At 68.6% G+C, this 23,988-nt stretch carries 19 protein-coding genes; 1 reads left to right on the top strand and 18 read right to left on the bottom strand.

All coding sequences use genetic code 11. The annotated features are described in order from the left end of the window. Window positions 1-3: 3 nt before the first annotated feature. From rplC to rpoB, 13 genes are all read right to left on the bottom strand, one after another. The gene (rplC, locus tag ACZ6JE_RS08240; RefSeq protein WP_464318708.1) at window positions 4-654 is read right to left on the bottom strand and encodes a 50S ribosomal protein L3; all 651 of its coding nucleotides are present in this window, start codon (window positions 652-654) and stop codon (window positions 4-6) included. 15 nt (window positions 655-669) lie between these two features. Continuing rightward, the gene (gene rpsJ / locus ACZ6JE_RS08235) at window positions 670-978 is read right to left on the bottom strand and encodes a 30S ribosomal protein S10 (protein WP_056259724.1); all 309 of its coding nucleotides are present in this window, start codon (window positions 976-978) and stop codon (window positions 670-672) included. 427 nt (window positions 979-1,405) lie between these two features. Continuing rightward, a complete protein-coding gene (locus tag ACZ6JE_RS08230) occupies window positions 1,406-2,233 on the bottom strand; it encodes a DarT ssDNA thymidine ADP-ribosyltransferase family protein (protein ID WP_206758087.1) in 828 nt (275 codons plus the stop codon). A 95-nt stretch (window positions 2,234-2,328) separates the two neighbouring features. Further along, the gene (locus tag ACZ6JE_RS08225; RefSeq protein WP_192061032.1) at window positions 2,329-3,303 is read right to left on the bottom strand and encodes a DNA topoisomerase IB; all 975 of its coding nucleotides are present in this window, start codon (window positions 3,301-3,303) and stop codon (window positions 2,329-2,331) included. A gap of 65 nt (window positions 3,304-3,368) precedes the next feature. After that, window positions 3,369-3,581 (bottom strand): Rv0909 family putative TA system antitoxin, encoded by a 213-nt coding sequence (locus tag ACZ6JE_RS08220; RefSeq protein ID WP_192061031.1) that lies wholly within the window; start codon window positions 3,579-3,581, stop codon window positions 3,369-3,371. A 123-nt stretch (window positions 3,582-3,704) separates the two neighbouring features. Next, window positions 3,705-4,898 (bottom strand): elongation factor Tu, encoded by a 1,194-nt coding sequence (gene tuf, locus ACZ6JE_RS08215; protein WP_192061030.1) that lies wholly within the window; start codon window positions 4,896-4,898, stop codon window positions 3,705-3,707. Between the two features lie 126 nt (window positions 4,899-5,024). Then, complete coding sequence (gene fusA, locus ACZ6JE_RS08210; protein WP_192061029.1) at window positions 5,025-7,139, bottom strand: elongation factor G; 2,115 nt, start codon at window positions 7,137-7,139, stop codon at window positions 5,025-5,027. Window positions 7,140-7,223: 84 nt separating this feature from the next. Continuing rightward, window positions 7,224-7,694, bottom strand: a complete 471-nt coding sequence (rpsG, locus tag ACZ6JE_RS08205; protein ID WP_055799861.1) for a 30S ribosomal protein S7 — start codon at window positions 7,692-7,694, stop codon at window positions 7,224-7,226. Then, window positions 7,694-8,068, bottom strand: coding sequence for a 30S ribosomal protein S12 (gene rpsL / locus ACZ6JE_RS08200; RefSeq protein ID WP_043593380.1), 375 nt, complete (start codon window positions 8,066-8,068; stop codon window positions 7,694-7,696). Before rpsL ends, rpsG begins: the two co-directional genes overlap by 1 nt. 262 nt (window positions 8,069-8,330) lie before the next feature. Then, window positions 8,331-8,876, bottom strand: a complete 546-nt coding sequence (locus ACZ6JE_RS08195) for a DUF6121 family protein (RefSeq protein ID WP_464318667.1) — start codon at window positions 8,874-8,876, stop codon at window positions 8,331-8,333. A 10-nt stretch (window positions 8,877-8,886) separates the two neighbouring features. Further along, the gene (locus ACZ6JE_RS08190; RefSeq protein WP_464318666.1) at window positions 8,887-9,432 is read right to left on the bottom strand and encodes a GNAT family N-acetyltransferase; all 546 of its coding nucleotides are present in this window, start codon (window positions 9,430-9,432) and stop codon (window positions 8,887-8,889) included. Window positions 9,433-9,582: 150 nt separating this feature from the next. After that, window positions 9,583-13,464 carry a DNA-directed RNA polymerase subunit beta' gene (locus tag ACZ6JE_RS08185; protein ID WP_192061026.1) on the bottom strand — a complete coding sequence of 1,294 codons (3,882 nt, stop codon included), beginning with the start codon at window positions 13,462-13,464 and terminating at the stop codon, window positions 9,583-9,585. A 46-nt stretch (window positions 13,465-13,510) separates the two neighbouring features. After that, window positions 13,511-17,002, bottom strand: coding sequence for a DNA-directed RNA polymerase subunit beta (rpoB, locus tag ACZ6JE_RS08180; RefSeq protein ID WP_192061025.1), 3,492 nt, complete (start codon window positions 17,000-17,002; stop codon window positions 13,511-13,513). 295 nt (window positions 17,003-17,297) lie between these two features. Here rpoB and ACZ6JE_RS08175 point away from each other — a divergent pair, with 295 nt between their 5' ends. Then, window positions 17,298-18,155 (top strand): spermidine synthase, encoded by an 858-nt coding sequence (locus ACZ6JE_RS08175; protein ID WP_464318665.1) that lies wholly within the window; start codon window positions 17,298-17,300, stop codon window positions 18,153-18,155. A gap of 6 nt (window positions 18,156-18,161) precedes the next feature. Here the strand turns inward: ACZ6JE_RS08175 and ACZ6JE_RS08170 are convergent, their stop codons facing one another. The 5 genes from ACZ6JE_RS08170 to ACZ6JE_RS08150 all read right to left on the bottom strand — a co-directional run bounded on the left by ACZ6JE_RS08170 (window position 18,162) and on the right by ACZ6JE_RS08150 (window position 23,943). Beyond that, the gene (locus tag ACZ6JE_RS08170; protein WP_192061023.1) at window positions 18,162-19,613 is read right to left on the bottom strand and encodes a hypothetical protein; all 1,452 of its coding nucleotides are present in this window, start codon (window positions 19,611-19,613) and stop codon (window positions 18,162-18,164) included. Further along, the gene (locus tag ACZ6JE_RS08165) at window positions 19,610-20,278 is read right to left on the bottom strand and encodes an ABC transporter ATP-binding protein (protein WP_464318664.1); all 669 of its coding nucleotides are present in this window, start codon (window positions 20,276-20,278) and stop codon (window positions 19,610-19,612) included. Before ACZ6JE_RS08165 ends, ACZ6JE_RS08170 begins: the two co-directional genes overlap by 4 nt. A 238-nt stretch (window positions 20,279-20,516) precedes the next feature. Beyond that, entirely contained in the window at window positions 20,517-20,756 is a 240-nt protein-coding gene (gene csrA, locus ACZ6JE_RS08160; RefSeq protein WP_192061021.1) for a carbon storage regulator CsrA, read from the bottom strand. Window positions 20,757-20,792: 36 nt separating this feature from the next. Beyond that, complete coding sequence (locus ACZ6JE_RS08155) at window positions 20,793-21,890, bottom strand: hypothetical protein (RefSeq protein ID WP_464318663.1); 1,098 nt, start codon at window positions 21,888-21,890, stop codon at window positions 20,793-20,795. Between the two features lies 1 nt (window position 21,891). Then, complete coding sequence (locus tag ACZ6JE_RS08150; RefSeq protein ID WP_192061019.1) at window positions 21,892-23,943, bottom strand: flagellar biosynthesis protein FlhA; 2,052 nt, start codon at window positions 23,941-23,943, stop codon at window positions 21,892-21,894. Between the last annotated feature and the right edge of the window lie 45 nt (window positions 23,944-23,988).

Here is a 23,988-nt window from a genome sequence, read left to right as displayed (position 1 = left end):
GAGCTACTTCCCCTTCACGGCGGTACGGACGAAAACGATGCGGCCGCGAGCACCGGGGACGGCGCCCTTGACGAGCAGCAGACCCTTCTCGGCGTCGACGGCGTGCACCGTGAGGTTCAGGATGGTGACCCGGTCGCCACCCATGCGACCGGCCATGCGCATGCCCTTGAAGACACGGCTGGGGGTCGACGAAGCACCGATCGAACCGGGCTTGCGGTGGTTGCGGTGGGCACCGTGCGAGGCGCCGACGCCCTTGAAGTTGTGACGCTTCATGACACCGGCGAAGCCCTTGCCCTTGGAGGTGCCGACGACGTCGACCTTCTGGCCGGCCTCGAAGGTGTCGACCGTGAGCTCCTGGCCGAGTGCGTACTCGGCGGCGTCGGCGGTGCGGACCTCGGTGAGGTGGCGGCGGGGCGTGACACCGGCGGCGTCGAAGTGACCGACGGCCGGCTTGGTGGCCTTGCGGGGGTCGATCTGACCGGCGGCGATCTGGACGGCCGTGTAGCCGTCCTTCTCGAGCGAGCGGACCTGGATCACGACGTTCGGAGCGATCTCGACGACGGTGACGGGGATGAGCTTGTTGTTCTCGTCCCAGACCTGGGTCATGCCGAGCTTCTTGCCGAGCAGGCCCTTGACGTTCTTCGTGGTGCTGATGGTCATGGTCGCCCCCTACAGCTTGATCTCGATGTTGACGTCGGCGGGGAGGTCGAGACGCATGAGCGAGTCGACGGCCTTCGGCGTCGGGTCGACGATGTCGATGAGGCGCTTGTGCGTGCGCTTCTCGAAGTGCTCGCGCGAGTCCTTGTACTTGTGGGGCGAACGGATCACGACGACCACGTTCTTCTCGGTCGGCAGCGGCACGGGGCCGACCACCGTAGCGCCCGCGCGGGTGACCGTGTCGACGATCTTGCGCGCGGAGGAGTCGATGACCTCGTGGTCATACGACTTAAGTCGGATGCGGATCTTCTGTCCCGCCATGTGTGACTCTCTCTCGTTCGGACGTCGCGCACCTCGAAGGCCGCCTGACGCTGTTTGCTGGGCAAACATCTGGCACTACGTGTCTCTCGCGTACCGCTGTTCTTGTGTCAATCCATCTCGGAACCCGGCCGATGGCCGCGGAGAAGACCCGGGGAGGGCAGTCATCGTGGTCATCGCCCCGCCTGCCGCACCCCGGAGGGCGGGCGTCGCAAGGGATTCGATTGTGAGATGCGTCCTGCTACCCGCGGCCCAGACGCGATACGTCTGTGCACTGCCTGGCAGTGATCCGTGGTGGCGCCCGTGGCGCAACCCGAAGTGTGGAACTAGACGATTTTGCCACACGCCTGCATTTGCTGCAACCCGGGCGTGTCGCGGATTTCGAGGAGGGGCCGCGCGCGCCTCCTGGGCGGACGCGGCCCCTCGTGGATCAGACCTGCTCGACGGGCGAGGGTCGGAACCAGGGCGGGTAGACCGAGATGCGCGGGGCGTGCCCGCCGGCGTCGGCCACCAGGTTCTTGACGGCGTCGCGGACCTTGTCGTTCGGCACGCCCACGAGGGTGACGGCGTCGAAGGCGACACGCGACGGGACGAGCACCTCGGGCTCGAGCAGGTCGGGGTCGGCGAGCGAGAACCGGCGCACCATGCCCGCGGCGTCGTCGACGCCCACACCGGCGCGCACGCCCTGGACCGCAGCGTCACCCTCGGTCACGACGAAGTCGTCGCCCAGGGCCGAGATCGGGACGACGAGCATGACGAAGTCCGTGGCCTTCGCCGTGCGGGCGGCGTCGGACCACTCGTAGCCCTCGGCACCGGAGCGCACGGTGTCCCAGGCGGTGGCGTGGGGCGAGAGCGAGAACGGGACGTGGTCGGCGAGCGGGGCGCCGGAGGCGGCGGTCACCGAGGCGCGGAGCGCACGGGTGGCCTCGGAGCTGACGTCGAGCACCGGCGTGGCGCCGGCACGGATCTCGCCGGACTCGAGGATGCCGGGCAGGTTGGAGACGTGGGTCCAGTGGTAGACGCGCTGCTGGGAGAACACGGGGACGGGCGTCTGGGCCGCCTGAGCGGCCACGGCGGACGCCGCCATGTCTCGAGGAAGTGCGGGGGTGCTGCGGAGCGACTCGGGCTTCCGGGAGGCGGCACGCCGCTTGGGCACGAGGGTCTTGACCTGACCGTCGGCGTCGACCTGGGGCTCGCGTCGGCGAGGCGCGCAGATGTCGCACAGCTCTCTCTCGAAACCGTGGATGCACTCGTCCATCACTGCAGTATTTCCTCTCGGGCGCCGGACTCGATCCGACGCAACCCTCAACGGTACGTCATGGAGCCGAGCGCTGGCGAACGCTCGGGGCGGCTTCACCGGTAGAGGAGCGCCCTGACCTCCGACTCGGCGGCGGCGATGCGAGCCGGATCGATGGTCTCCCCGTGCTCGTAGGCGTCGATCAGACGCGGGTCGACGTACGACGCCCGGGCGACGGAGGGGGTGTTGCCGAGCACCTCAGCGGCCGCCGCGATGGCCTGCGAGACGGCCTTGCGCCTCCTCGTGGGGGTCTGCTGCGGGCCCGCCTTCGCGAGACCGACCGCTGCCGCCACCGTGCCGTGCAGCGTGCGGAAGTCCTTCGCCGTGAAGTCTCCCCCGGTCTGCTCTCGGACGTAGTCGTTGATCTCGACCGCGTGCAGCGGGCGCCACGGGTCGCCGGCCGCAGGACGCCAGGCCAGGAGGCGCGCCCGGGGGCCACGGCTCTTGAGCCCGCGGACGACGGAGGCGAGGTCCGCGTCGCGGATCGACGACTCCCACGCCTGACCGCTCTTGGCGGGGAACGCCAGCGACACCGCGTCGCCCGAGACCGACACGTGAGCGCAGAGCAGCGTCGACAGCCCATGACTGCCGTGCTGCTCGGCGTAGCGTTCGGACCCGACCCGGAGGGAGCCGGTGTCGAGCATGCGGAAGCCGGTCGCCAGAGCGCGCTCACGCACGGGCTCGGCGAGTCGCAGATGCCGGGTGACGCGCCCGCGGGCCGCCGGCAGCGATTCTGCGAGAGCCATCGCGCGATCGAACTTGAGGCGGTCCTTCTGCTCACGCCAGGTGGGGTGGTAGACGTACTGCCGACGCCCGGCGGCGTCCACACCCGTCGCCTGCACGTGGCCGTTCGGATAGGGCGCGATCCAGACGTCGGTCCAGGCGGGTGGGATGCCGAGATGGTCGATCCGAGCCCTCAGCCCGGGGTCGGTCACGAGCGCCCCGTTCTCGTCGCGGTAGGAGAACCCGGAGCCGGCCCGCCTGCGCGAGATGCCGGGTCGCGTGGCATCGGTTCGGCGGAGGCGCGGCATCCGTCGAGTAAACACCCGACGGGCGACCCGGGGTGATCCTTGGCCGCCCGTCGTTCATGACACCGTCAGCGGTCGCCGAGCTTCTCGTCGGCCTGCCGCCGTGCCTGCTCGATCTTGTCTGAGTGCTTGCCGCCGGTGGCCTTGTCGGCCGCCTTGGCGACGGCGTCGAGCACGGAGTCGCTGACGCCCTCCGCCTTCTCGCTCTTCAGCGCCTCCTGGACCTTGCCGTCTTTCAGGAAGGCCTGGGCCTTCTTGCTGATGTCGTCGAAGCCTGCCATGGGGATCTCCCGTCCGTGCCGGTCGGTCCGGCTCGAGTCCATCGTGTACCCGGAGACGAGAAAGAGGCCGGACCCCGAAGGGTCCGACCTCTCTCGAGATCAGCAGTGCTGGAGGACCAGTACTTACTTGACGATCTTGGTGACGGTACCGGCACCCACCGTGCGACCACCCTCGCGGATGGCGAAGCGGAGGCCCTCTTCCATGGCGATCGGCTGGATCAGCTGAACGGTGATCTCAGTCGTGTCGCCGGGCATGACCATCTCGGTGCCCTCGGGCAGCGTGATGACACCCGTGACGTCGGTGGTGCGGAAGTAGAACTGCGGGCGGTAGTTCGCGTAGAACGGGTTGTGACGGCCGCCCTCGTCCTTCGAGAGGATGTAGACGTTCGCCTCGAACTCGGTGTGGGGCGTGATCGAGCCGGGCTTGACGACGACCTGGCCGCGCTCGACGTCTTCACGCTTCGTGCCACGGAGCAGGAGTCCGACGTTCTCACCGGCGCGTGCGTCTTCGAGGGTCTTGCGGAACATCTCGATGGCGGTGACGGTGGTCTTGGAGGACTTCTCCTTGATGCCGACGATCTCGACCTCGTCGTTCGGCTTCAGGATGCCTCGCTCGACACGACCGGTGATGACGGTTCCACGACCGGTGATCGTGAAGACGTCCTCGACGGGCATGAGGAAGGGCTGGTCCGTCGCACGGACGGGCTCCGGCACGTTCTCGTCGACCTGGTCCATCAGGTCGGCGACCGTGGCGGCCCACTTCTCGTCGCCCTCGAGGGCCTTGAGAGCGGAGACCTGCACGACGGGAGCGTTGTCGCCGTCGAAGTCCTGGCTGGAGAGGAGCTCGCGCACCTCGATCTCGACGAGCTCGAGGATCTCCTCGTCGTCGACCATGTCGGACTTGTTCAGGGCCACGACGATGTAGGGCACGCCGACCTGACGGGCGAGCAGGACGTGCTCACGCGTCTGGGGCATCGGGCCGTCGGTGGCGGCGACCACGAGGATCGCGCCGTCCATCTGAGCCGCACCGGTGATCATGTTCTTGATGTAGTCGGCGTGGCCGGGTGCATCGACGTGAGCGTAGTGGCGCTTCTCGGTCTGGTACTCGACGTGCGAGATGTTGATCGTGATGCCGCGCTGCTTCTCTTCGGGCGCGTTGTCGATCTGGTCGAACGCCGACGCCTCGTTGAGGTTGGGGTACTTGTCGTGCAGCACCTTGGTGATCGCCGCGGTGAGCGTGGTCTTGCCGTGGTCGACGTGACCGATGGTTCCGATGTTGACGTGCGGCTTGGTCCGCTCGAACTTGGCCTTAGCCACTGTGGGTCCTCCTCAGGACTCGGTTGCAGTGGAGCCGGGGGCCGGGTCGATGACCCGGCCTACCGGACACTGCGGATTGGTGTGTGTACATGTTACGCGGTCGAGGTTCGGCCGCGTGGTTCGGGACTATTCGCCCTTGTTCTTCTGGATGATCTCCTCGGCGACCGCCGAGGGGACCTCCTGATAGGACTCGAACGTCATCGAGTAGACGGCACGACCCGAGGTCTTCGACCGCAGGTCACCGACGTATCCGAACATCTCCGACAGCGGCACGCTGGCCCGAACGACCTTCACACCACTGGCGTCTTCCATCGACGAGATCTGCCCGCGTCGCGAGCTGAGGTCGCCGATGACGTCGCCCATATACTCTTCGGGCGTACGGACCTCGACCGCCATGAGCGGTTCGAGGAGAACGGGCTGGGCCTTGCGAGCCGCCTCTTTGTAGGCGATCGACCCGGCGATCTTGAAGGCCATCTCGGACGAGTCGACGTCGTGCGCCGCACCGTCGAGCAGCAGCGCCCGGACACCCACGGTCGGGTAGCCCGCGAGGACACCCACCTGCATGGCGTCCTGGATGCCGGCGTCGACCGAGGGGATGTACTCGCGCGGCACGCGACCACCGGTGACCTTGTTGACGAACTCGTAGGTCGACTCGGCGGTGACCTCGTAGGGCTCGAGCGCGATCTGGATCTTCGCGAACTGACCCGAACCACCGGTCTGCTTCTTGTGCGTGTAGTCGTACCGCTCGATGCCCTTCTTGAGGGTCTCGCGGTAGGCGACCTGGGGCTTGCCCACGTTCGCCTCGACGTTGAACTCGCGCTTCATGCGGTCGACGAGGATGTCGAGGTGGAGCTCGCCCATGCCCTTGATGACCGTCTGACCGGTCTCGACGTTGAGCTCGACGCGGAACGTCGGGTCCTCTTCGGCGAGCTTCTGGATGGCCAGCGAGAGCTTCTCCTGGTCGGCCTTCGTCTTCGGCTCGATGGCGACCTCGATGACGGGCTCGGGGAACGTCATCGACTCGAGCACGATCTGCTCGGACGGGTCGCACAGGGTGTCGCCGGTCGTGGTGAACTTCAGACCGATGACCGCGTAGATGTGGCCGGCGGTCACGCTCTCGACCGGGTTCTCCTTGTTGGAGTGCATCTGGAAGATCTTGCCGATGCGCTCCTTCTTGTCTTTGGTCGAGTTGATGACCTGGGCGCCGGACTCGATCGAACCCGAGTAGACGCGCACGTAGGTCAGACGACCGAAGAACGGGTGCACCGCGACCTTGAAGGCGAGAGCCGAGAAGGGCTCCGACGACTCGGGCTTGCGGATGATGACCTTCTCGGCGTCGCGGACGTCGTGGCCCTCCATGGGAGGCACATCGAGCGGCGAGGGGAGGTAGTCGATGACCGCGTCGAGCATCGGCTGGACGCCGCGGTTCTTGAAGGCGGAGCCGCAGAAGATCGGGTACAGCTCGGAGTTGACCGTCATCTTGCGGACGGCGGCCTTGATCTCGGCGATCGTGAGCTCTTCGCCACCGAAGTACTTCTCGAGCAGCGCGTCGTCCGACTCGGCGACCGTCTCGAGGAGCTTGGCGCGGTACTCCGCGGCCTTCTCCTTCAGGTCTTCGGGGATCTCTTCGATCTCGTACTTGGCACCCAGCTCGACGTCACCCTTGGCGTCACCGCGCCACGTGAGGGCGCGCATCTCGACCAGGTCGACGACGCCCTCGAAGGAGCTCTCGGCACCGATCGGGAGCTGCATGACCAGCGGCTTGGCGCCGAGGCGGTTGATGATCGTGTCGACCGTGAAGTAGAAGTCGGCGCCGAGCTTGTCCATCTTGTTGACGAAGCAGATGCGGGGCACGTCGTACTTGTCGGCCTGACGCCAGACGGTCTCGGACTGGGGCTCGACGCCCTCCTTGCCGTCGAAGACGGCGACGGCGCCGTCGAGGACGCGGAGCGAGCGCTCGACCTCGACCGTGAAGTCGACGTGACCGGGGGTGTCGATGATGTTGATCTGGTTCTTGTTCCAGAAGCACGTCGTCGCAGCCGAGGTGATGGTGATGCCGCGCTCTTGCTCCTGCGCCATCCAGTCCATCGTGGCCGCACCGTCGTGGACCTCACCGATCTTGTGGGTGATGCCCGTGTAGTACAGGATGCGCTCGGTGGTCGTCGTCTTGCCAGCATCGATGTGAGCCATGATGCCGATGTTGCGGACCTTGTTCAGGTCGGTGAGCACATCTTGTGCCACGGGTTCCTCCGAAGGGATAGGTGGGGAGTGGGGGGACGAGGAGGTGCGGTGCGCGGGATGCGCACACCGCGCCTCCTCGGCCGGTTACCAGCGGTAGTGCGCGAAGGCCTTGTTCGACTCGGCCATCTTGTGCGTGTCTTCGCGACGCTTGACAGCGGCGCCGAGACCGTTCGAGGCGTCGAGGATCTCGTTCATGAGACGCTCGGTCATGGTCTTCTCGCGACGAGCCTTGGCGTAGCTGGTGAGCCAGCGGAGAGCCAGGGTGTTGGCGCGGTGGGGCTTGACCTCGACGGGGACCTGGTAGGTCGAACCGCCGACGCGACGCGAACGGACCTCGAGAGTCGGGCGCACGTTGTCGAGCGCCTTCTTCAGCGTGGCGACCGCGTCTTGGTCGTTCTTGGCGGAGACGCCGGCGAGAGCACCGTAGACGATGCGCTCGGCGAGCCCCTTCTTGCCGTCGAGGAGGATCTTGTTGACGAGCTGGCTGACGATCGGCGCACCGTAGACCGGGTCGGCGACGACAGGGCGCTTGGGCGCGGGTCCTTTACGAGGCATTACTTCTTGTCCTTCTTCGCACCGTAGAGGCTGCGAGCCTGCTTGCGGTTCTTCACGGCCTGGGTGTCGAGGGCGCCACGGACGATCTTGTAGCGCACACCGGGGAGGTCTTTGACACGACCGCCGCGGACGAGCACCATCGAGTGCTCTTGCAGGTTGTGGCCCTCGCCGGGGATGTAGGCGGTGACCTCGGTGCCGTTCGAGAGCTTCACACGAGCGACCTTGCGGAGCGCGGAGTTCGGCTTCTTGGGGGTGGTGGTGTACACACGCGTGCACACGCCACGCTGCTGGGGGTTGGACCGCAGGGCGGGGGCCTTGGTCTTGACGACCTTCGGCGTGCGTCCCTTGCGGACCAGCTGCTGAATAGTTGGCACTGGTTCTCCTCGTTCGATCTCGGCCCGGTCTGACGACCCGGTCGAGTCGCGCTGCTCTCGCATCGCTGTGCTCTGTCCGGCGGAATCGCCGGAATCCTCGTCTCGGAGACCGAGACGGTCGCTACCCGACTCGACGGCGACGCCGAGGGGTAATCGGTGTGGGCGCGGTTAAACGCACACCCGCTAGAGCATAGCTTCGACCCGGGGGGTTAATCAAATGTCGGCCGGCAGCAGGACCGGCCGCGGGGCAGCTCCAGACGACCTACGTCCCGGGTGCGACGCGCGAGACGGCGACGGTGCCCGCCACGACGAGACCCGCCCACAGCGCGGAGCCGAGCACGAGCGGCGACAGCGCGTACCGCCCGGCGAAGAGCGTCGCCCAGAACAGGTCGTCTCTGACCAGCCCGTACCAGACCGACCCGACGAGCAGCATCGCGAGATAGACGAGCGCAGCGGTCGTGATCGCGGCCGGCAGCAGCGGAGCGTGCCGCGGACGGAGCTCGTCGTCGGGATCGAGCGCCGGCCGGGTCGCAACTCGCCGGGCGGGATCGTCGGCCGGCTGGGCGGGGAACGCGCCGCGCATGGTCGGCGCGGCCCCGTCGACGGCGTCGGCCAGGGCGGCGGACCGCAGGAGCGACAGCAGCACGATCAGCACCGCCACCGCGAACATCGCGGGGCCGAGGAGGGTGCCGGCGTCGGGTTCGGCGATGACGTCGCGGTCGAGGAGCACGCTCTCGAACGCGGCGGTGGTGATGATCAGCGCCGCGAAGAGGACGGTGCCCATCACCGCGTAGACGGCGCGATTCATGTCGTCGAGGCTACGCCGAGCCGAGGAGGCGGTGGTACAGCACGTGGTCCTCCCACACGCCCGCGATGCGCAGGTAGCTCGCCGCATAGCCGTACTCGACGAAGCCCGAGCGGGTCAGCACGGCCCGTGACGCGGCGTTGCGGGGCAGCGCTCCCGCCTCGAGGCGGTGCAGACGCAGGGTCACGGTCGCGAAGTCGACGACGGCTCCGACGGCGGCCGTCGCCAGCCCCCGACCGACGTGCTCGTGGTCGAGCCAGTAGCCGACCGTCGCCCGCTGCACGGGGCCGCGGACGATCTGGTTGAGCGAGATGCCGCCGACGACCTCGTCGCCCTCGATCAGGAGGAACGACTGCCCCTCCCCCGCCGCCGAGGACGCGAGCCGACCGGCCAGGACGCTGCACTGACCGTGCTCGGTGAAGAAGGAGGGCGTGCGCTCGGGATCCCAGGGGGCGAGGTGCGCCCTGTTGCGGTCGTAGGCGGCGGCGAGGGACGCGGCGTCGTCGACCCGCGCCTCCCTCAGGTGGACCGTGTCTGACAGCTGCCGTTCGTAGCGCACGCCGCCGACCCTATCGCCCGGTAACGGTCACCCGCCGGAGTGAGGCGGGGACGACGGAGGGCCCCGGTCCACGCACGAGGCGTGGGCCGGGGCCCTGTGTCGATTCGAGGAGGCGCGGTGCGGGACTGACCCTCACCGCACCTCCGCGGATCAGTTGTAGGTGCCGGGCGTGAAGTCGTCCGACGAGAACGAGTCGAAGTCGACGAAGCTGAGGTCAGCCTCGTTGAACGACGCGTCGTCCGTGAACACGCGGTTGGGGTACCGCTCGGCCTTCGCCTCTTCCGTCGCCTCGACCGAGACGTCGCGGTAACGCGACAGACCGGTGCCCGCGGGGATCAGCTTTCCGATGATCACGTTCTCCTTCAGACCGACCAGCGGGTCGCTCTTGCCTTCCATCGCGGCCTGCGTGAGCACGCGGGTCGTCTCCTGGAAGGACGCGGCCGACAGCCACGACTCGGTCGCCAGCGAGGCCTTGGTGATGCCCATGACCTCTTGACGAGCGGACGCGGTCCGCTTGCCCTCGGTCAGCGCAGCACGGTTGATCTCGTTGTACTTCGACCGGTCGACGAGCTCTCCGGGGAGGAGATCGGTGTCGGCGTGGTCGACGACGGTGACCTTGCGGAGCATCTGACGGACGATGACCTCGATGTGCTTGTCGTGGATCGGCACACCCTGCGAGCGGTAGACGTCTTGCACGCCGCCCACGAGGTGCTGCTGAACCGCACGGACGCCCTTGACTCGCAGGACCTCCTTGGGGTCGACGGCGCCCGCGATGATCTGCGCGCCGAGCTCGACGTGCTGACCGTCTTCGACGAGGAGGGTCGAGCGCTTGAGCACCGGGTAGATGACCGGCTCGTCTCCGTTGTCGAGGTTGAGGATGACGCGGCGAGCCTTGTCGGTGTCCTCGATGGTGATGCGACCGGCACCGTCGGCGATCGGGGACGCACCCTTGGGGGTACGCGCCTCGAACAGCTCCGTCACGCGGGGAAGACCCTGCGTGATGTCGTCGGCCGAAGCCGAACCACCGGTGTGGAAGGTGCGCATCGTGAGCTGCGTGCCGGGCTCGCCGATCGACTGGGCCGCGATGATGCCGACGGCCTCTCCGATGTCGACGAGGTTGCCCGTGGCCAGCGAACGGCCGTAGCACTGGGCGCAGACACCGACGGCGGCCTCGCAGGTGAGGACGGAGCGGACCTTGATGGTCTCGACACCGGCCGCCACGAGCTCGTCGATCAGCACGTCTCCGACGTCGGCGCCGGCCTCGGCCAGCACCGTGCCCTTGGCGTCGACCGCGGCCGCGGCGAGAGACCGTGCGAACACGGTGTTCTCGACGGTCGCGTCGCGCACCATGACGCCGTCGGCGTCGGGTGCGGCGATCGGCATCTCGAGGCCTCGCGAGGTGCCGCAGTCGTCTTCACGGATGATGACGTCCTGTGACACGTCGACGAGTCGACGGGTCAGGTACCCCGAGTCGGCCGTACGGAGGGCCGTGTCGGCCAGACCCTTGCGGGCACCGTGCGTCGCGATGAAGTACTCGGCCACCGACAGACCCTCGCGGTACGACGAGATGATCGGGCGGGGGATGATGTCGCCCTTCGGGTTGTTCACCAGGCCTCGCATGCCGGCGATGTTGCGCACCTGCAGCCAGTTACCACGAGCACCCGACGTCACCATGCGGTTGATGGTGTTGTCGATCGGGAAGTTCGCCCGCATCTCGGCGGCGACCTCGTTCGTGGCCTCCGTCCAGATCTTGATCAGGTCGGCACGACGCTCGGCGTCCGAGATCAGACCCTTGTCGAACTCCGACTGGACCGCTGCGGCCTGCTTCTCGTAGCCCGCGACGATCTCGGGCTTGCGCGGCGGCGTCAGCACGTCGGACAGGGCGACGGTCACACCGGAGCGCGAGGCCCAGTAGAAGCCGGCGTCCTTGATGTTGTCGAGCGCCGCGGCGACCGCGACCTTCGGGTACCGCTCGGCCAGGTCGTTGACGATGGTCGAGAGCATGCCCTTGTCGGCGACCTCCTGCACGAAGGGGTAGTCGGCGGGGAGGTTCTCGTTGAAGCGAGCGCGGCCCAGCGTCGTCTCGAGCAGGATGTCCTGACCGACCTCGTAGCCCTCGGGCGCCTCGCCCTCGGCGAAGTGCACGCCGTTCATGCGGATCTTGACCATGGCGTTGAGGTCGAGCGACCCCTGGTCCATGGCCATGATCGCCTCGGACACCGACGAGAACGAGCGGCCCTCACCGGTGGCGCCGGGGGTGACCGTCGTCAGGTAGTGCAGACCGATGATCATGTCCTGTGCGGGCAGGGTCACCGGACGGCCGTCGGACGGCTTCAGGATGTTGTTCGACGCGAGCATCAGGATGCGCGCCTCGGCCTGGGCCTCGACGGACAGCGGCAGGTGGACGGCCATCTGGTCGCCGTCGAAGTCGGCGTTGAACGCCGCGCAGACGAGCGGGTGCAGCTGGATGGCCTTGCCCTCGACGAGCTGGGGCTCGAACGCCTGGATGCCGAGACGGTGCAGCGTGGGCGCACGGTTCAGCAGCACGGGACGCTCGCGGATGATCTCTTCGAGGACGTCCCAGACCTGCGGACGCGAACGCTCGACCATGCGCTTCGCCGACTTGATGTTCTGAGCGTGGCTCAGGTCGATCAGGCGCTTGATGACGAAGGGCTTGAAGAGCTCGAGAGCCATCTGCTTGGGCAGACCGCACTGGTGCAGCTTGAGCGTCGGGCCGACGATGATGACCGAACGACCCGAGTAGTCGACGCGCTTGCCCAGCAGGTTCTGGCGGAAGCGACCCTGCTTTCCCTTGAGCATGTCGCTCAGGGACTTCAGGGCGCGGTTGCCGGTACCCGTGACGGGACGACCACGACGGCCGTTGTCGAACAGTGCGTCGACGGCCTCCTGCAGCATCCGCTTCTCGTTGTTGACGATGATCTCGGGGGCACCGAGATCGAGCAGACGACGGAGGCGGTTGTTGCGGTTGATGACGCGGCGGTACAGGTCGTTCAGGTCGGACGTCGCGAAACGGCCACCGTCGAGCTGGACCATCGGGCGGAGCTCCGGCGGGATGACCGGCACCACGTCGAGCACCATCGCTGCGGGCGAGTTGCCCGTGGCGAGGAAGGAGCTGACGACGCGCAGGCGCTTGATCGCGCGGATCTTCTTCTGACCCTTGCCCTCGGAGATCTGCAGGTGCAGGTTCTCGGCCTCGGTGGTGAGGTCGAAGCCCTCGAGGCGCTTCTTGATCGCCTCGGCGCCCATGTGGGCCTCGAAGTAGATGCCGAAGCGGTCCTGGAGCTCGTGGAAGACGGCGTCCTCCGGCTTGAGGTCGCCGACCTTCAGCGACCGGAAGTCCTCCCAGACGCGCTCGAGGCGGTTGATGTCCTCGTCGAACGACTTGCGCGTCTGCGACATCTCCTTCTCGGCGCCGTCCTTCGCGCGGCGCTTCTGGTCGCTCTTCGCACCCTCTTCTTCAAGAGCGGCGAGGTCGTCCTCGAGCTTCTGCAGACGGTCGGCGATGCGCGTGTCGCGCTGCGACTCGAGCTGCTTGATCTCGAGGCGGAGCTCGTTCTCGAGTCCGGGCATGTCGGCGTGACGGCCCTCCTCGTCGATCGAGATGACCATGTAGGCGGCGAAGTAGATGACCTTCTCGAGGTCCTTCGGCGCCATGTCGAGCAGGTAGCCGAGGCGCGAGGGGACGCCCTTGAAGTACCAGATGTGCGTGACGGGAGCGGCGAGCTCGATGTGGCCCATGCGCTCACGGCGCACCGACGACTTCGTGACCTCGACGCCGCAGCGCTCGCAGACGATGCCCTTGAATCGGACTCGCTTGTACTTGCCGCAGGCGCACTCCCAGTCGCGCGAGGGCCCGAAGATCTGCTCTCCGAAGAGGCCGTCCTTCTCGGGCTTCAGCGTGCGGTAGTTGATGGTCTCCGGCTTCTTGACCTCACCGTGCGACCAAGCGCGGATGTTGTCGGCCGTTGCGAGGCCGATCCGCAGCTCGTCGAAAGTTGTTGCTTCGATCAATGTTTATCCCTTTGTGAAAAAAGTGTCGACGTCGTCTGGGGAGGGCTTAGATCTCGTCGACGTTCGACGACTCGAAGCGGGAAGAGATGTTGATGCCCAGCTCTTCGGCGGCACGGAAGACCTCGTCGTCCGTGTCGCGCAGGCTGACCGTCTGGCCGTCGGCCGAGAGGACCTCGACGTTCAGGCAGAGCGACTGCATCTCTTTGATGAGGACCTTGAAGCTCTCGGGGATGCCGGGCTCCTGGATGTTCTCACCCTTGACGATCGCCTCGTAGACCTTGACGCGGCCGAGGATGTCGTCGGACTTGATGGTCAGGAGCTCCTGCAGCGCGTATGCGGCGCCGTAGGCCTCGAGGGCCCAGACCTCCATCTCACCGAATCGCTGACCACCGAACTGCGCCTTACCACCCAGCGGCTGCTGCGTGATCATCGAGTACGGACCCGTCGAGCGAGCGTGGATCTTGTCATCGACGAGGTGGTGCAGCTTGAGGATGTACATGTAGCCGACCGAGATCGGGTTCGGGAACGGCTCACCCGAGCGACCGTCGAAGAGGCGGGCCTTACCGGACGAACCGATGAGGCGCTCCCCGTCGCGGGTCGGGAGGGTCGAGTCGAGCAGACCCTCGATCTCGCGCTCGGCGGCACCGTCGAACACCGGAGTGGCGACCTTCGTGCCGGGAGCGGCGCTGAGCGCCTCGGGGGGCAGGTTCTTCGCCCACTCCTGGATGCCCTCGACGTTCCAGCCCTGCGCCGCGATCCACCCGAGGTGGATCTCGAGCACCTGGCCGAAGTTCATTCGACCGGGGACGCCCAGCGGGTTCAGGATGATGTCGACGGGGGTTCCGTCGGCGAGGAAGGGCATGTCTTCGACGGGGAGGATCGTCGAGATGACGCCCTTGTTGCCGTGACGACCGGCGAGCTTGTCACCCGCGGTGATCTTGCGCTTCTGAGCGATGAACACCACGACGCGCTGGTTGACACCCGAGCCGAGCTCGTCGTCTCCGTCTTGCGAGTCGAAGACCTTGACGCCGATGACGGTCCCCTGCTCGCCGTGAGGCACCTTCAGGGACGTGTCGCGGACCTCGCGGCTCTTCTCGTTGAAGATCGCGCGCAGCAGACGCTCTTCGGCGCTGAGCTCGGTCTCGCCCTTGGGCGTGACCTTGCCGACGAGGATGTCGCCGGGGCGGACCTCGGCGCCGATGCGGATGATGCCGCGCTCGTCGAGGTCGGCCAGCAGATCCGGGCTGACGTTGGGGAGGTCACGGGTGATCTCCTCCTTGCCGAGCTTCGTGTCGCGGGCGTCGACCTCGTACTCCTCGATGTGGATCGAGGAGAGCGTGTCGTCCTTGATGAGGTTCTGCGACAGGATCATCGCGTCCTCGTAGTTGTAGCCCTCCCAGGGCATGAACGCGACGAGCAGGTTCTTGCCGAGTGCGAGCTCGCCGTTCTCGGTGGCGGGTCCGTCGGCGATGACCTCGCCGACCTCGATGCGCTGACCGGCGTCGACGATCACACGGTGGTTGTAGCTGGCGCCCTGGTTCGAGCGGTCGAACTTGCGGAGGTAGTACTCCTGGGTTCCACCGGCGTCGAGCTGGACGGTGACGACGTCGGCCGAGACCTCGGCGACCACGCCGGCGGCGTCGGCGGTGACCACGTCACCGGCGTCGATGGCCGTGTAGCCCTCCATGCCGGTGCCGACGAGCGGGCTCTCGCTGCGGACCAGCGGGACGGCCTGACGCTGCATGTTGGCACCCATGAGGGCGCGGTTCGCATCGTCGTGCTCGAGGAACGGGATGAGCGACGTGGCGACCGAGACCATCTGGCGCGGCGAGACGTCCATGTAGTCGACCTCGTCCTTGCCGACGAGCTCGACCTCTCCGCCCTTCTTGCGGACCAGGACCTTGTCGTCGACGAAGTCGAACTTGTCGTCGAGGGGCGCGTTGGCCTGCGCGACGACGTACTCGTCTTCTTCGGACGCGGTCAGGTAGTCGATCGTCGTGGACACGTTGCCCTTGACGACGCGACGGTACGGGGTCTCGATGAACCCGAAGGAGTTGATGCGGGCGAACGACGCGAGCGAGCCGATCAGACCGATGTTCGGGCCTTCCGGGGTCTCGATCGGGCACATGCGGCCGTAGTGCGAGGGGTGGACGTCTCGGACCTCGACGCCGGCGCGCTCACGCGACAGACCACCCGGTCCGAGAGCGGACAGGCGGCGCTTGTGGGTCAGACCCGACAGCGGGTTGTTCTGGTCCATGAACTGCGACAGCTGCGACGTCCCGAAGAACTCCTTGATCGCGGCGACGACGGGGCGCACGTTGATCAGGGTCTGCGGCGTGATCGCCTCGATGTCTTGAGTGGTCATGCGCTCGCGGACGACGCGCTCCATGCGCGACAGACCGGTGCGGACCTGGTTCTGGATCAGCTCGCCGACCGCGCGGATGCGACGGTTGCCGAAGTGGTCGATGTCGTCGACGTCGAGACGCAGCTCGACGGACTCGCCCTCGCGGACTCCGTCCATCGTCTTCTGCTCGGCGTGCAGCGACACCAGGTACTTGATCGTCGCGACGATGTCGTCGACGGTCAGGACCGAGTCGACCAGGGGCGCGTCGATGCCGAGCTTGCGGTTGATCTTGTAACGACCGACCTTCGCCAGGTCGTAGCGCTTCGGGTTGAAGTAGAAGTTGTCGAGCAGCGCACGCGCGGCCTCGGCAGCGACCTGCTCGCCGGGACGCAGCTTGCGGTAGATGTCTTTGAGCGCCTCCTCCTTGGTGAGGATGGCGTCCTTCTCGAGGGTCGCCTCGATGGAGGCGAAGCCCTTGAACTTCTCGGTGATCTCTTCGCTCGTCAGACCGAGGGCCTTGAGGAAGACGGTGACGCTCTGCTTGCGCTTGCGGTCGATGCGGACGCCGACCTGGTCGCGCTTGTCGATCTCGAACTCGAGCCAGGCACCACGGCTCGGGATGACGCGAGCCGAGTAGATGTCTTTGTCGGAGGTCTTGTCGGAGGCGCGCTCGAAGTACACGCCCGGGCTGCGGACGAGCTGCGACACGACGACACGTTCGGTGCCGTTGATGATGAAGGTTCCGCGCTCGGTCATCAGCGGGAAGTCGCCCATGAAGACCGTCTGCGTCTTGATCTCACCGGTGAGGTGGTTCATGAACTCGGCGTTGACGTACAGCGGTGCGGCGTAGGTCTTGCCGCGCTCTTTGCACTCGTCGATGGTGTACTTCGGCTCTTCGAGCTCGGGAGCGGTGAACGACAGCTGCATCGTCTCGCCGAGGTCCTCGATCGGGGAGATCTCCTCGAAGATCTCCTCCAGGCCGGAGTGGAGGGCGAGGTCGGTGCGACCCTGCTCGGTCGCCTCGGCGAGGCGCTCCTTCCAGATGTCGTTGCCGACGAGCCAGTCGAAGCTCTCCGTCTGCAGCGCCAGAAGGTCGGGGACCGTCAGCGTGTCGGTGATCTTGGCGAACGAGAGTCGCGATGCGCCTCGGCCGTTCTTGGGTGAGTTGGTGTTTGCGGTGTTCGCAGCAGCCAAGGAAGTTACCTCCGTGGACCCCGTCGGGTCATCACTGTCGGACAGTATGGTGAGTGGTGAACGGCCCTCCCGGGGGACGTCGGCCCCGCGGCGCATGGCCGGAGGTCGAAGCCGAGGACGCCCCCGCCGCGATATTCGGGGGCCTGAACTCGGAGGTGCGTCGCCGACCGGAATATGACGAGTCGACGCACGGGGAGCGCAAAGGTCCATACTAGGTCGCTGCGGACACGCCTGGCAAGCCCTGTCGTTGACCTTCTGTGCCGGATTCGGTATAACCCGTGCCAGGGTTGACCCCATGGCCGCACAGCACGACGAACCCCCCGCCGAGATCTCGATCGGCGCGGGTCTCGCGCGCATCGACGAGGACCGCCACCGCCCCGGCGCCTACACGCTGATCGTCGACGGGACGCCGCAGTCGCACGTCGACCTCGACGACCCGACCCACCTCGCCTTCGAGTACGTGCACCGCATCGGCCACGCCATCGATCTGCTCCCCGAGGGCCCCGTGACGGCTCTGCACCTCGGCGCCGGCGCCCTGACCCTGCCCCGCTACGTCGAGGCCACCCGCCCCGGGTCGCGCCAGCAGGTCATCGAGCTCGAGGCGGATCTCGTGGCGCTGGTACGGGAGCGACTGCCCTTCCCGCGGGGCGCCTCCATCCGGGTCCGCTACGGCGACGCCCGCGAGGTCATGGTGAAGCTGCCGGCCGGGCTGCGGGGCACGGTGGATCTGCTCGTGGTCGACGTGTTCGGCGGGTCGCAGATCCCCGCGCACGTGACCTCGCTCGAGTTCTACACGGCTGCGGCGGAGTTCCTGTCGCCGACCGGCATGCTCATCGTCAACTCCGCCGACGGCGCCGGCCTGGCCTTCGCCCGGGGGCAGGCGTCGACCCTGACGACGGTCTTCGAGCACGTCGCGGCCGTCGCGGACCCCGCCACCCTGAAGGGCAGGAGGTTCGGCAACGTCGTGCTCATCGGCTCGCCGTCGCCGCTGCCCACCGACCGCATGCCCCGGCTCTACTCGTCGGACCCGCTGCCAGCCAAGGTCGTGCACGGTCGTGAGCTGCGCGACTTCATCGCCGGAGCGCCGGTCGTCACCGACGCCACCGCCGTGCCGTCGCCCGAGCCGTCGCGGAGCGTGTTCGGGGCGCGGTAGCCGCGATCACAGGAGGAGCCGCCCCCCGGCCCTCCCTCCCCGCCCCAGGGCGTCGGGGAGTCGCCGGATCGACACCGAGACGTCGACGACGAGGCAGACCAGGACAGCCGCCGCCGCGGGGCGGAGGTCGGGCGCGGAGACGACGACCGTCGACCCGGTCACCTCGGCGAGACCGAGGGCGGCACCGAGAGCCAGCAGGGCCAGCGCCACAGGGGGCACCCCGGCGGCGCAGGTCTGCAGAGACGCCTGAGCCAGAGGCACGAGTCGCGCGGAACGCCGCGACAGACCCATCCCTGCGAGCGCGATCCAGTCGCTCGAGTCCTGTCTGGACGCGACGAGCATCGCCGCGACACCCCCGCTGAGAGCGATCACCACCGCAGGGCCGAGGCTCCAGGCGACTTCGAGCCACTGCTCCGCGACGGTGGTCTGCAGTTCGAAGCCGGTCATGGCGGCGAGGTCGAAGGTGGCCTGGGTCAGAGCCACCAGCCCGACCAGGATGACGGTGGCGGAGGCGGACGCGGACGTGACGGCGACTCGTTCGACTGCGATGCGGCGGGCGAGATACCAGACCACGCCTCGCAGGGGGGCGAGGGCCGCGGCAGCCCGGACCAATGCCACTCCGACGACCGGAGCGAGCATCGCGAGGGTCACGACCACGGCCAGCGTCGAGGCCACCATGAACGCCATCGCCCACGACCCCTCGGACATCTCGACCAGCCTCTCGACGCCCCGCAGCTCCTCTGGCGAGAGGGCCGGGCTCAGCGCTCGGACGAGCCGTGGGAGCGCCGGAGACAGGAGGGCGAGGGCCACCACGGGACCGATCACCGAGACCAGGACGACGAGCGACGCGGCCACGCGGAATGCCGAGGACGGGAACGCGCGACGACTCGTCTCGCGGAGCGCCGCGGCCGGCAGCCTCCGTCGCGAGGGGATGGCCGCGGCGAAGGCGGAGAGGCAGAACATCGACATGACCGCCAGAGACGCCATCGCGACCGTGGTGGCTGATTGACCGACGGGCGGCTGGACGGTCTGGGCGGCCCTGTCGAGCAGTCGCACGGAGGTGTCGAGTCCCGATGAGACGACGATCGGGATCATGAGCACTCCGGCGATGAGGGCCCCGCCGGCGGCGAGCAGAACCGAACGCAGCGCACAGGCGACGGTCACGGCTGCGGGGTCGGCACCGAGACTGATCAGGGCCAGCAGGACCGGACGCCGAGCGTCGTGGACGGCCCGGACGGTGGCGCTGACGACCGCAGCAGCCGTGACGACCGCGAAGGTGAGCGCCGTCGCAGTCGCGTCCGCCGACTCGTCGGCGGCAGACGGCACGCTGGCGACTGCCGCCAGGTGCGCGGAGACGATGAGGGCGAGAGCGAGGACGGACGCGCACGAGACCATGACCTCCGCCCAGAGGGCCGCCCGCGAGGACGAGGCTCGATGGACGAGCCCGACCAGCCTCACCTGCGGTCGCTCCTGATCATCCCGCGCTCGAGCAGCACCCGACGATGGGCCCTGGCCGCCGCGTCGGCGTCGTGCGTCACCATGACGACCGTGCACCCCCGCTCGGCCTGATGCCGGAGCAGATCGACGACGATGCCGGCGCCGTGTCGGTCGAGCGCCTCCGTCGGCTCGTCGGCGAGGATCAGCGGCACCCGGGAGGCGAGACATCGCGCGACGGCGACCCGCTGACGCTCTCCACCGGAGAGCTGAGCCGGACGAGCCTCGGCCCGGTCGGCCAGACCCACCGCCTGGAGCGCTTCGAGCACCTGCGTGTCGGGAAGCGGTCGACCCCGGATGCGCGCGGGGAGGCCGACGTTCTCGGCGGCGGACAGAGCCGAGAGGACGTTGTCGCGCTGCAGGACGAGGCCGACGCCATGGGAACGCAGGGCGGCCAGACGACGAGGTGAGAGCGACCGGAGATCGACTCCGTCGAGGGCGACGAGGCCCCGGGACGGCCGATCGAGACCGGCGAGGCAGGCCAGCAGGGTCGTCTTGCCGGCGCCCGACGCCCCCTCGAGGGCGACGAACTCCCCGGGCAGGACGGTCAGGTCGATCCCGGCGAGGATCGGCGGTCGTCGCCGGTCGGGATGCGTCACGACGACATCTCGCAGATCGATGCGGGTCATGCGAGACCTCGAGCCGAGCTGGCCACGATGCCTGGCACGAGCCCCGGCCCGATCGGCGCGCTCTCGTCTCGAACCGGATCTCGGGGCCTGACGTCGTCTTCGACCATGAGTCACCTCTCGCCATCTGCCGACACCCGGTTCACATTACATGCGTGAGGCATTGCGACGCCAGGCGGCCAGATCGTCGCGGAGCGTGTTCGGGGCGCGGTAGCCGCGGTCGGAGGAGGAGCGGCGCGGGTCAGCGGGGGGCGGGGCCGCCGAGGGCGGCTCGGAGGCGGGCCTCGGCGTCGGCGGGGGCCGCGGCGGCCTCGGCGTTGGCCTCGGCGACGGCCTTGACGACCTCCTCGCGCTGGATCTTCACCCCGCGCGGAGCGTCGATGCCGATGCGCACACCGTCGCCGCGCGAGTCGAGCACGGTGATGACGATGTCGTCACCGATGAGGATCCGCTCCCCGACCTTGCGCGTCAACACCAGCATCCGACCACCTTACCCAGGCTGACGCGAACGATCGGTCTAGAGGGACTCGCGCCACCCGACGGGCACGCCCAGCAGGTGCACCGTGCCCGGCGTGGCGGTGTCGGCCTCGCCCACGACCGCGGCGGCGGCGACCTCGGAGACGACCCGCACCTCCTCGACCCAGCGGGCCGTGTCGTCGTGCTTGCGGCCGACGTCGACCGCGACCCACACCTGGTCGGCGGACATCGAGCGAAGGGCCTCCGCCGCCGACGCGTCCCACGCGAGCGCGGTGACCACGGCCGTGCCGCCGTTGACCCCCTCGGCCCGGGCCAGGATGGCGCTCCGCCGGTCGTCGACGTCGACCGACCGCAAGCCGAACGACGACGCCATCTGCGCCGCCACCCGGAACGCGTCTCCGGGGCGCCCCACGACGACCACGAGGTCGCCGGCACCGGTCAGGACGGCAGGAGGCGCGGGCACGTCGATCTCGGACCTCGCGACGAGCGCGGGGGACGAGGAGGCGGCGGCCGCGGCGAGGAACTCCGCGGCGTTCGTCAGGGGGCCGGGCCGCGCCTCCTCGGCGGGGACGACCGGCTCGCGCGGTGCCGGGGCGATGCCGTTGAAGGTGAGGTCGTCCATGATCTCGGCGAACGCGTCGCTGCGGGTCGCCGGCTGCACCCCTAGGGACGCGTCGCGAGGTGCGGCGGCGGACGCGGCGGCGGTGGCGGACGCGGCGGCGGCACGGGCGGCACGTCGCGGGCTGTCGCCGGGCACCCGCGCGCCCGACATCACCTGGTCGAACGGATCGGCCGCCGGAGCCGAGGAGGGCGCGGACCCGAGCGCGGCGGGCGGGGCGGGCGCGGCGGGCACGCCGGGCGAGAACCCGTCGGCGGCGTCGGCGTCGGCCAGCAGCGCCGCGATGCCGGCCCGGGACGCCGGCGGGGTGATGGTGACGCGGGCCGACGGCTGGTCGGCCGACGGGTCGGGCACGTCGACGGTCGCCTCGTAGTGCTTGCGCGCGAAGAGCCCGCCCACTCCCCCGACGGTCACCCGCTGGGCCGCGACGATCCGCGCGCCCGGGCCGTGCGCCTCACGCACGCGCCGACGCAGCTCGTCGAGGGACTCGCCCGTCATCACCACTCGCGTCGGAGCCATCTCAGGCCACGATCGCATCGCTGGCGCGCACGACGCCCACGGTCTCGATGGTCGATCCGGCCGCCGTCGCCTCCTGGTACGACAGCACGGGCAGGCCGTTCTGCTGCGCGGAGACGAGTCGGTGGATCGCGGGGCGGAGGGCGGGTGCGCAGACCAGCACCGCGCTCAGACCCTGCGACTCGACCGCCGCCACGGAGTCGCGGAGCGAGCCGAGCACCTGCTCGACCCGGTGCCCGTCGAGCAGGATCTGCGTGCCCTGGTCGGACGGCCGCAGCCCCTCGAGCATCGACTGCTCGAGCCCCGGGTCGATCATGATCACCCGCAGCACGGACCCGTCGAGATGACGAGCCGCCAGGGCGGGCCCCAGGGAGGCGCGGGCCGCCTCGACGAGCCCCTCGGGGTCGGTCGACACCTTCGCCCGCAGCGTCAGCCCCTCGCAGATCCGCCCGAGGTCGTTGATCGGCACCCTCTCGGCCAGGAGCCCCTGCAGCACGCGCTGCAGCTCGGCCAGCGAGAGCATGCCGGGTACGAGGTCGTCGATCGCCGAGGGGTTGATCTGCTTGACGCCCTCGGTGAGCACCCGGACGTCCTCGCGGCTGAGCAGCCGCGCCGCCTCGTCCGCGATGATCGACGACAGGTGCGTGACGAGCACCGACACCCGGTCGATGACGGTCGCGCCGGTCATCTCGGCGCTGTGCCGCATCTCGGCGGGCACCCACTTGCCGGCCAGACCGAAGACCGGCTCGACGGTCGCCGTGCCGGGCAGGGCGTCGAGGTGCTCGCCGAGGGCCAGCACCGACCGGGCGGGCGCCTGACCGCGGCCGGCCTCGACCCCGGCGATCCGGATCGAGTAGGTCGACGGCGGCAGATCGACGCTGTCGCGCGTGCGGACCGGGGGCACCACGATGCCCAGGTCGACGGCGATCTTGCGACGCAGCGCCTTGACGCGGCCGAGGAGGTCGTCGGACGAGCCGCCGACCATGTCGACGAGGTCGGGTGCCAGGAGGATCTCGAGCGCGTGCACCCGCATCTGCTCGAGCAGGTCGTCGGTGGTGTCGGTGGGGGCGACGACGGCGGCCTGCCGGCTCTCGAGAGCCGCGCGCGCCTCCTCGGCCTTCGACTTCGCCGCGAGCCGCTGGGCGACGATCAGCAGCGTCGCGCCGACGACCAGGAACGGCACGATCGGCATGCCCGGGATGAACCCCATGCCGATCGCGGCGACGCCGGCCACCGCGATCGCGATGCGCGACTGCCCGAGCTGGGTCGCGGCCTGCGAGCCCATGTCGCTGTCGGCGCCCGAGCGCGTGACGATCATGCCGGTCGAGACGGCCATCAGCAGCGCCGGGATCTGCGTCACGAGACCGTCGCCGATCGTCAGCAGACCGTAGTGGTTCAGGGCCTCGCCGATCTCCATCCCGTTCTGCAGGGCGCCGATCGCGACCCCGCCGACCAGGTTGATGATGATGATGATGATGCCGGCGATCGCGTCGCCCTTGACGAACTTCGACGCGCCGTCCATCGCGCCGTAGAAGTCGGCCTCGGCGCTGACGTCGGCCCGGCGCTGCTTCGCGACCTCGTCGGTGATCAGACCCGCGTTCAGATCGGCGTCGATCGCCATCTGCTTGCCGGGCATCGCATCGAGGGTGAAGCGCGCCCCGACCTCGGCCACGCGCTCGGCGCCCTTCGTCACGACGACGAACTGGATGACCACGAGGATCAGGAAGATCACCGAGCCGATGATGATCGACCCGCTGACCGCCACGTGACCGAAGGCCTCGATCACCTCGCCGGCGAAGCCCTCGCCGAGCACGAGCCGCGTCGACGCCACGTTGAGACCGAGCCGGAACAGCGTCGCCACGAGCAGCAGCGACGGGAACACCGAGAAGTCGAGCGGCTTCTTGACGAACAGGGTCGTCAGCAGGATCACCAGCGCCAGCAGGATGTTGAGGATGATCAGCACGTCGAGCATCGGGGCCGGCACCGGCACCACGAGCAGCAGCACGATGCCGACGATGCCGACCGGGACGGCGAGCTTGGGGAGGGTCTTGATCATCAGGCGGTTCCTCCGGAGGCGGACGGACGGGGAGCGGGGCGGGAG

Source organism: Frigoribacterium sp. AC759 (assembly GCF_979256015.1).
This window is presented reverse-complemented; position numbering and strand designations above follow the sequence as displayed.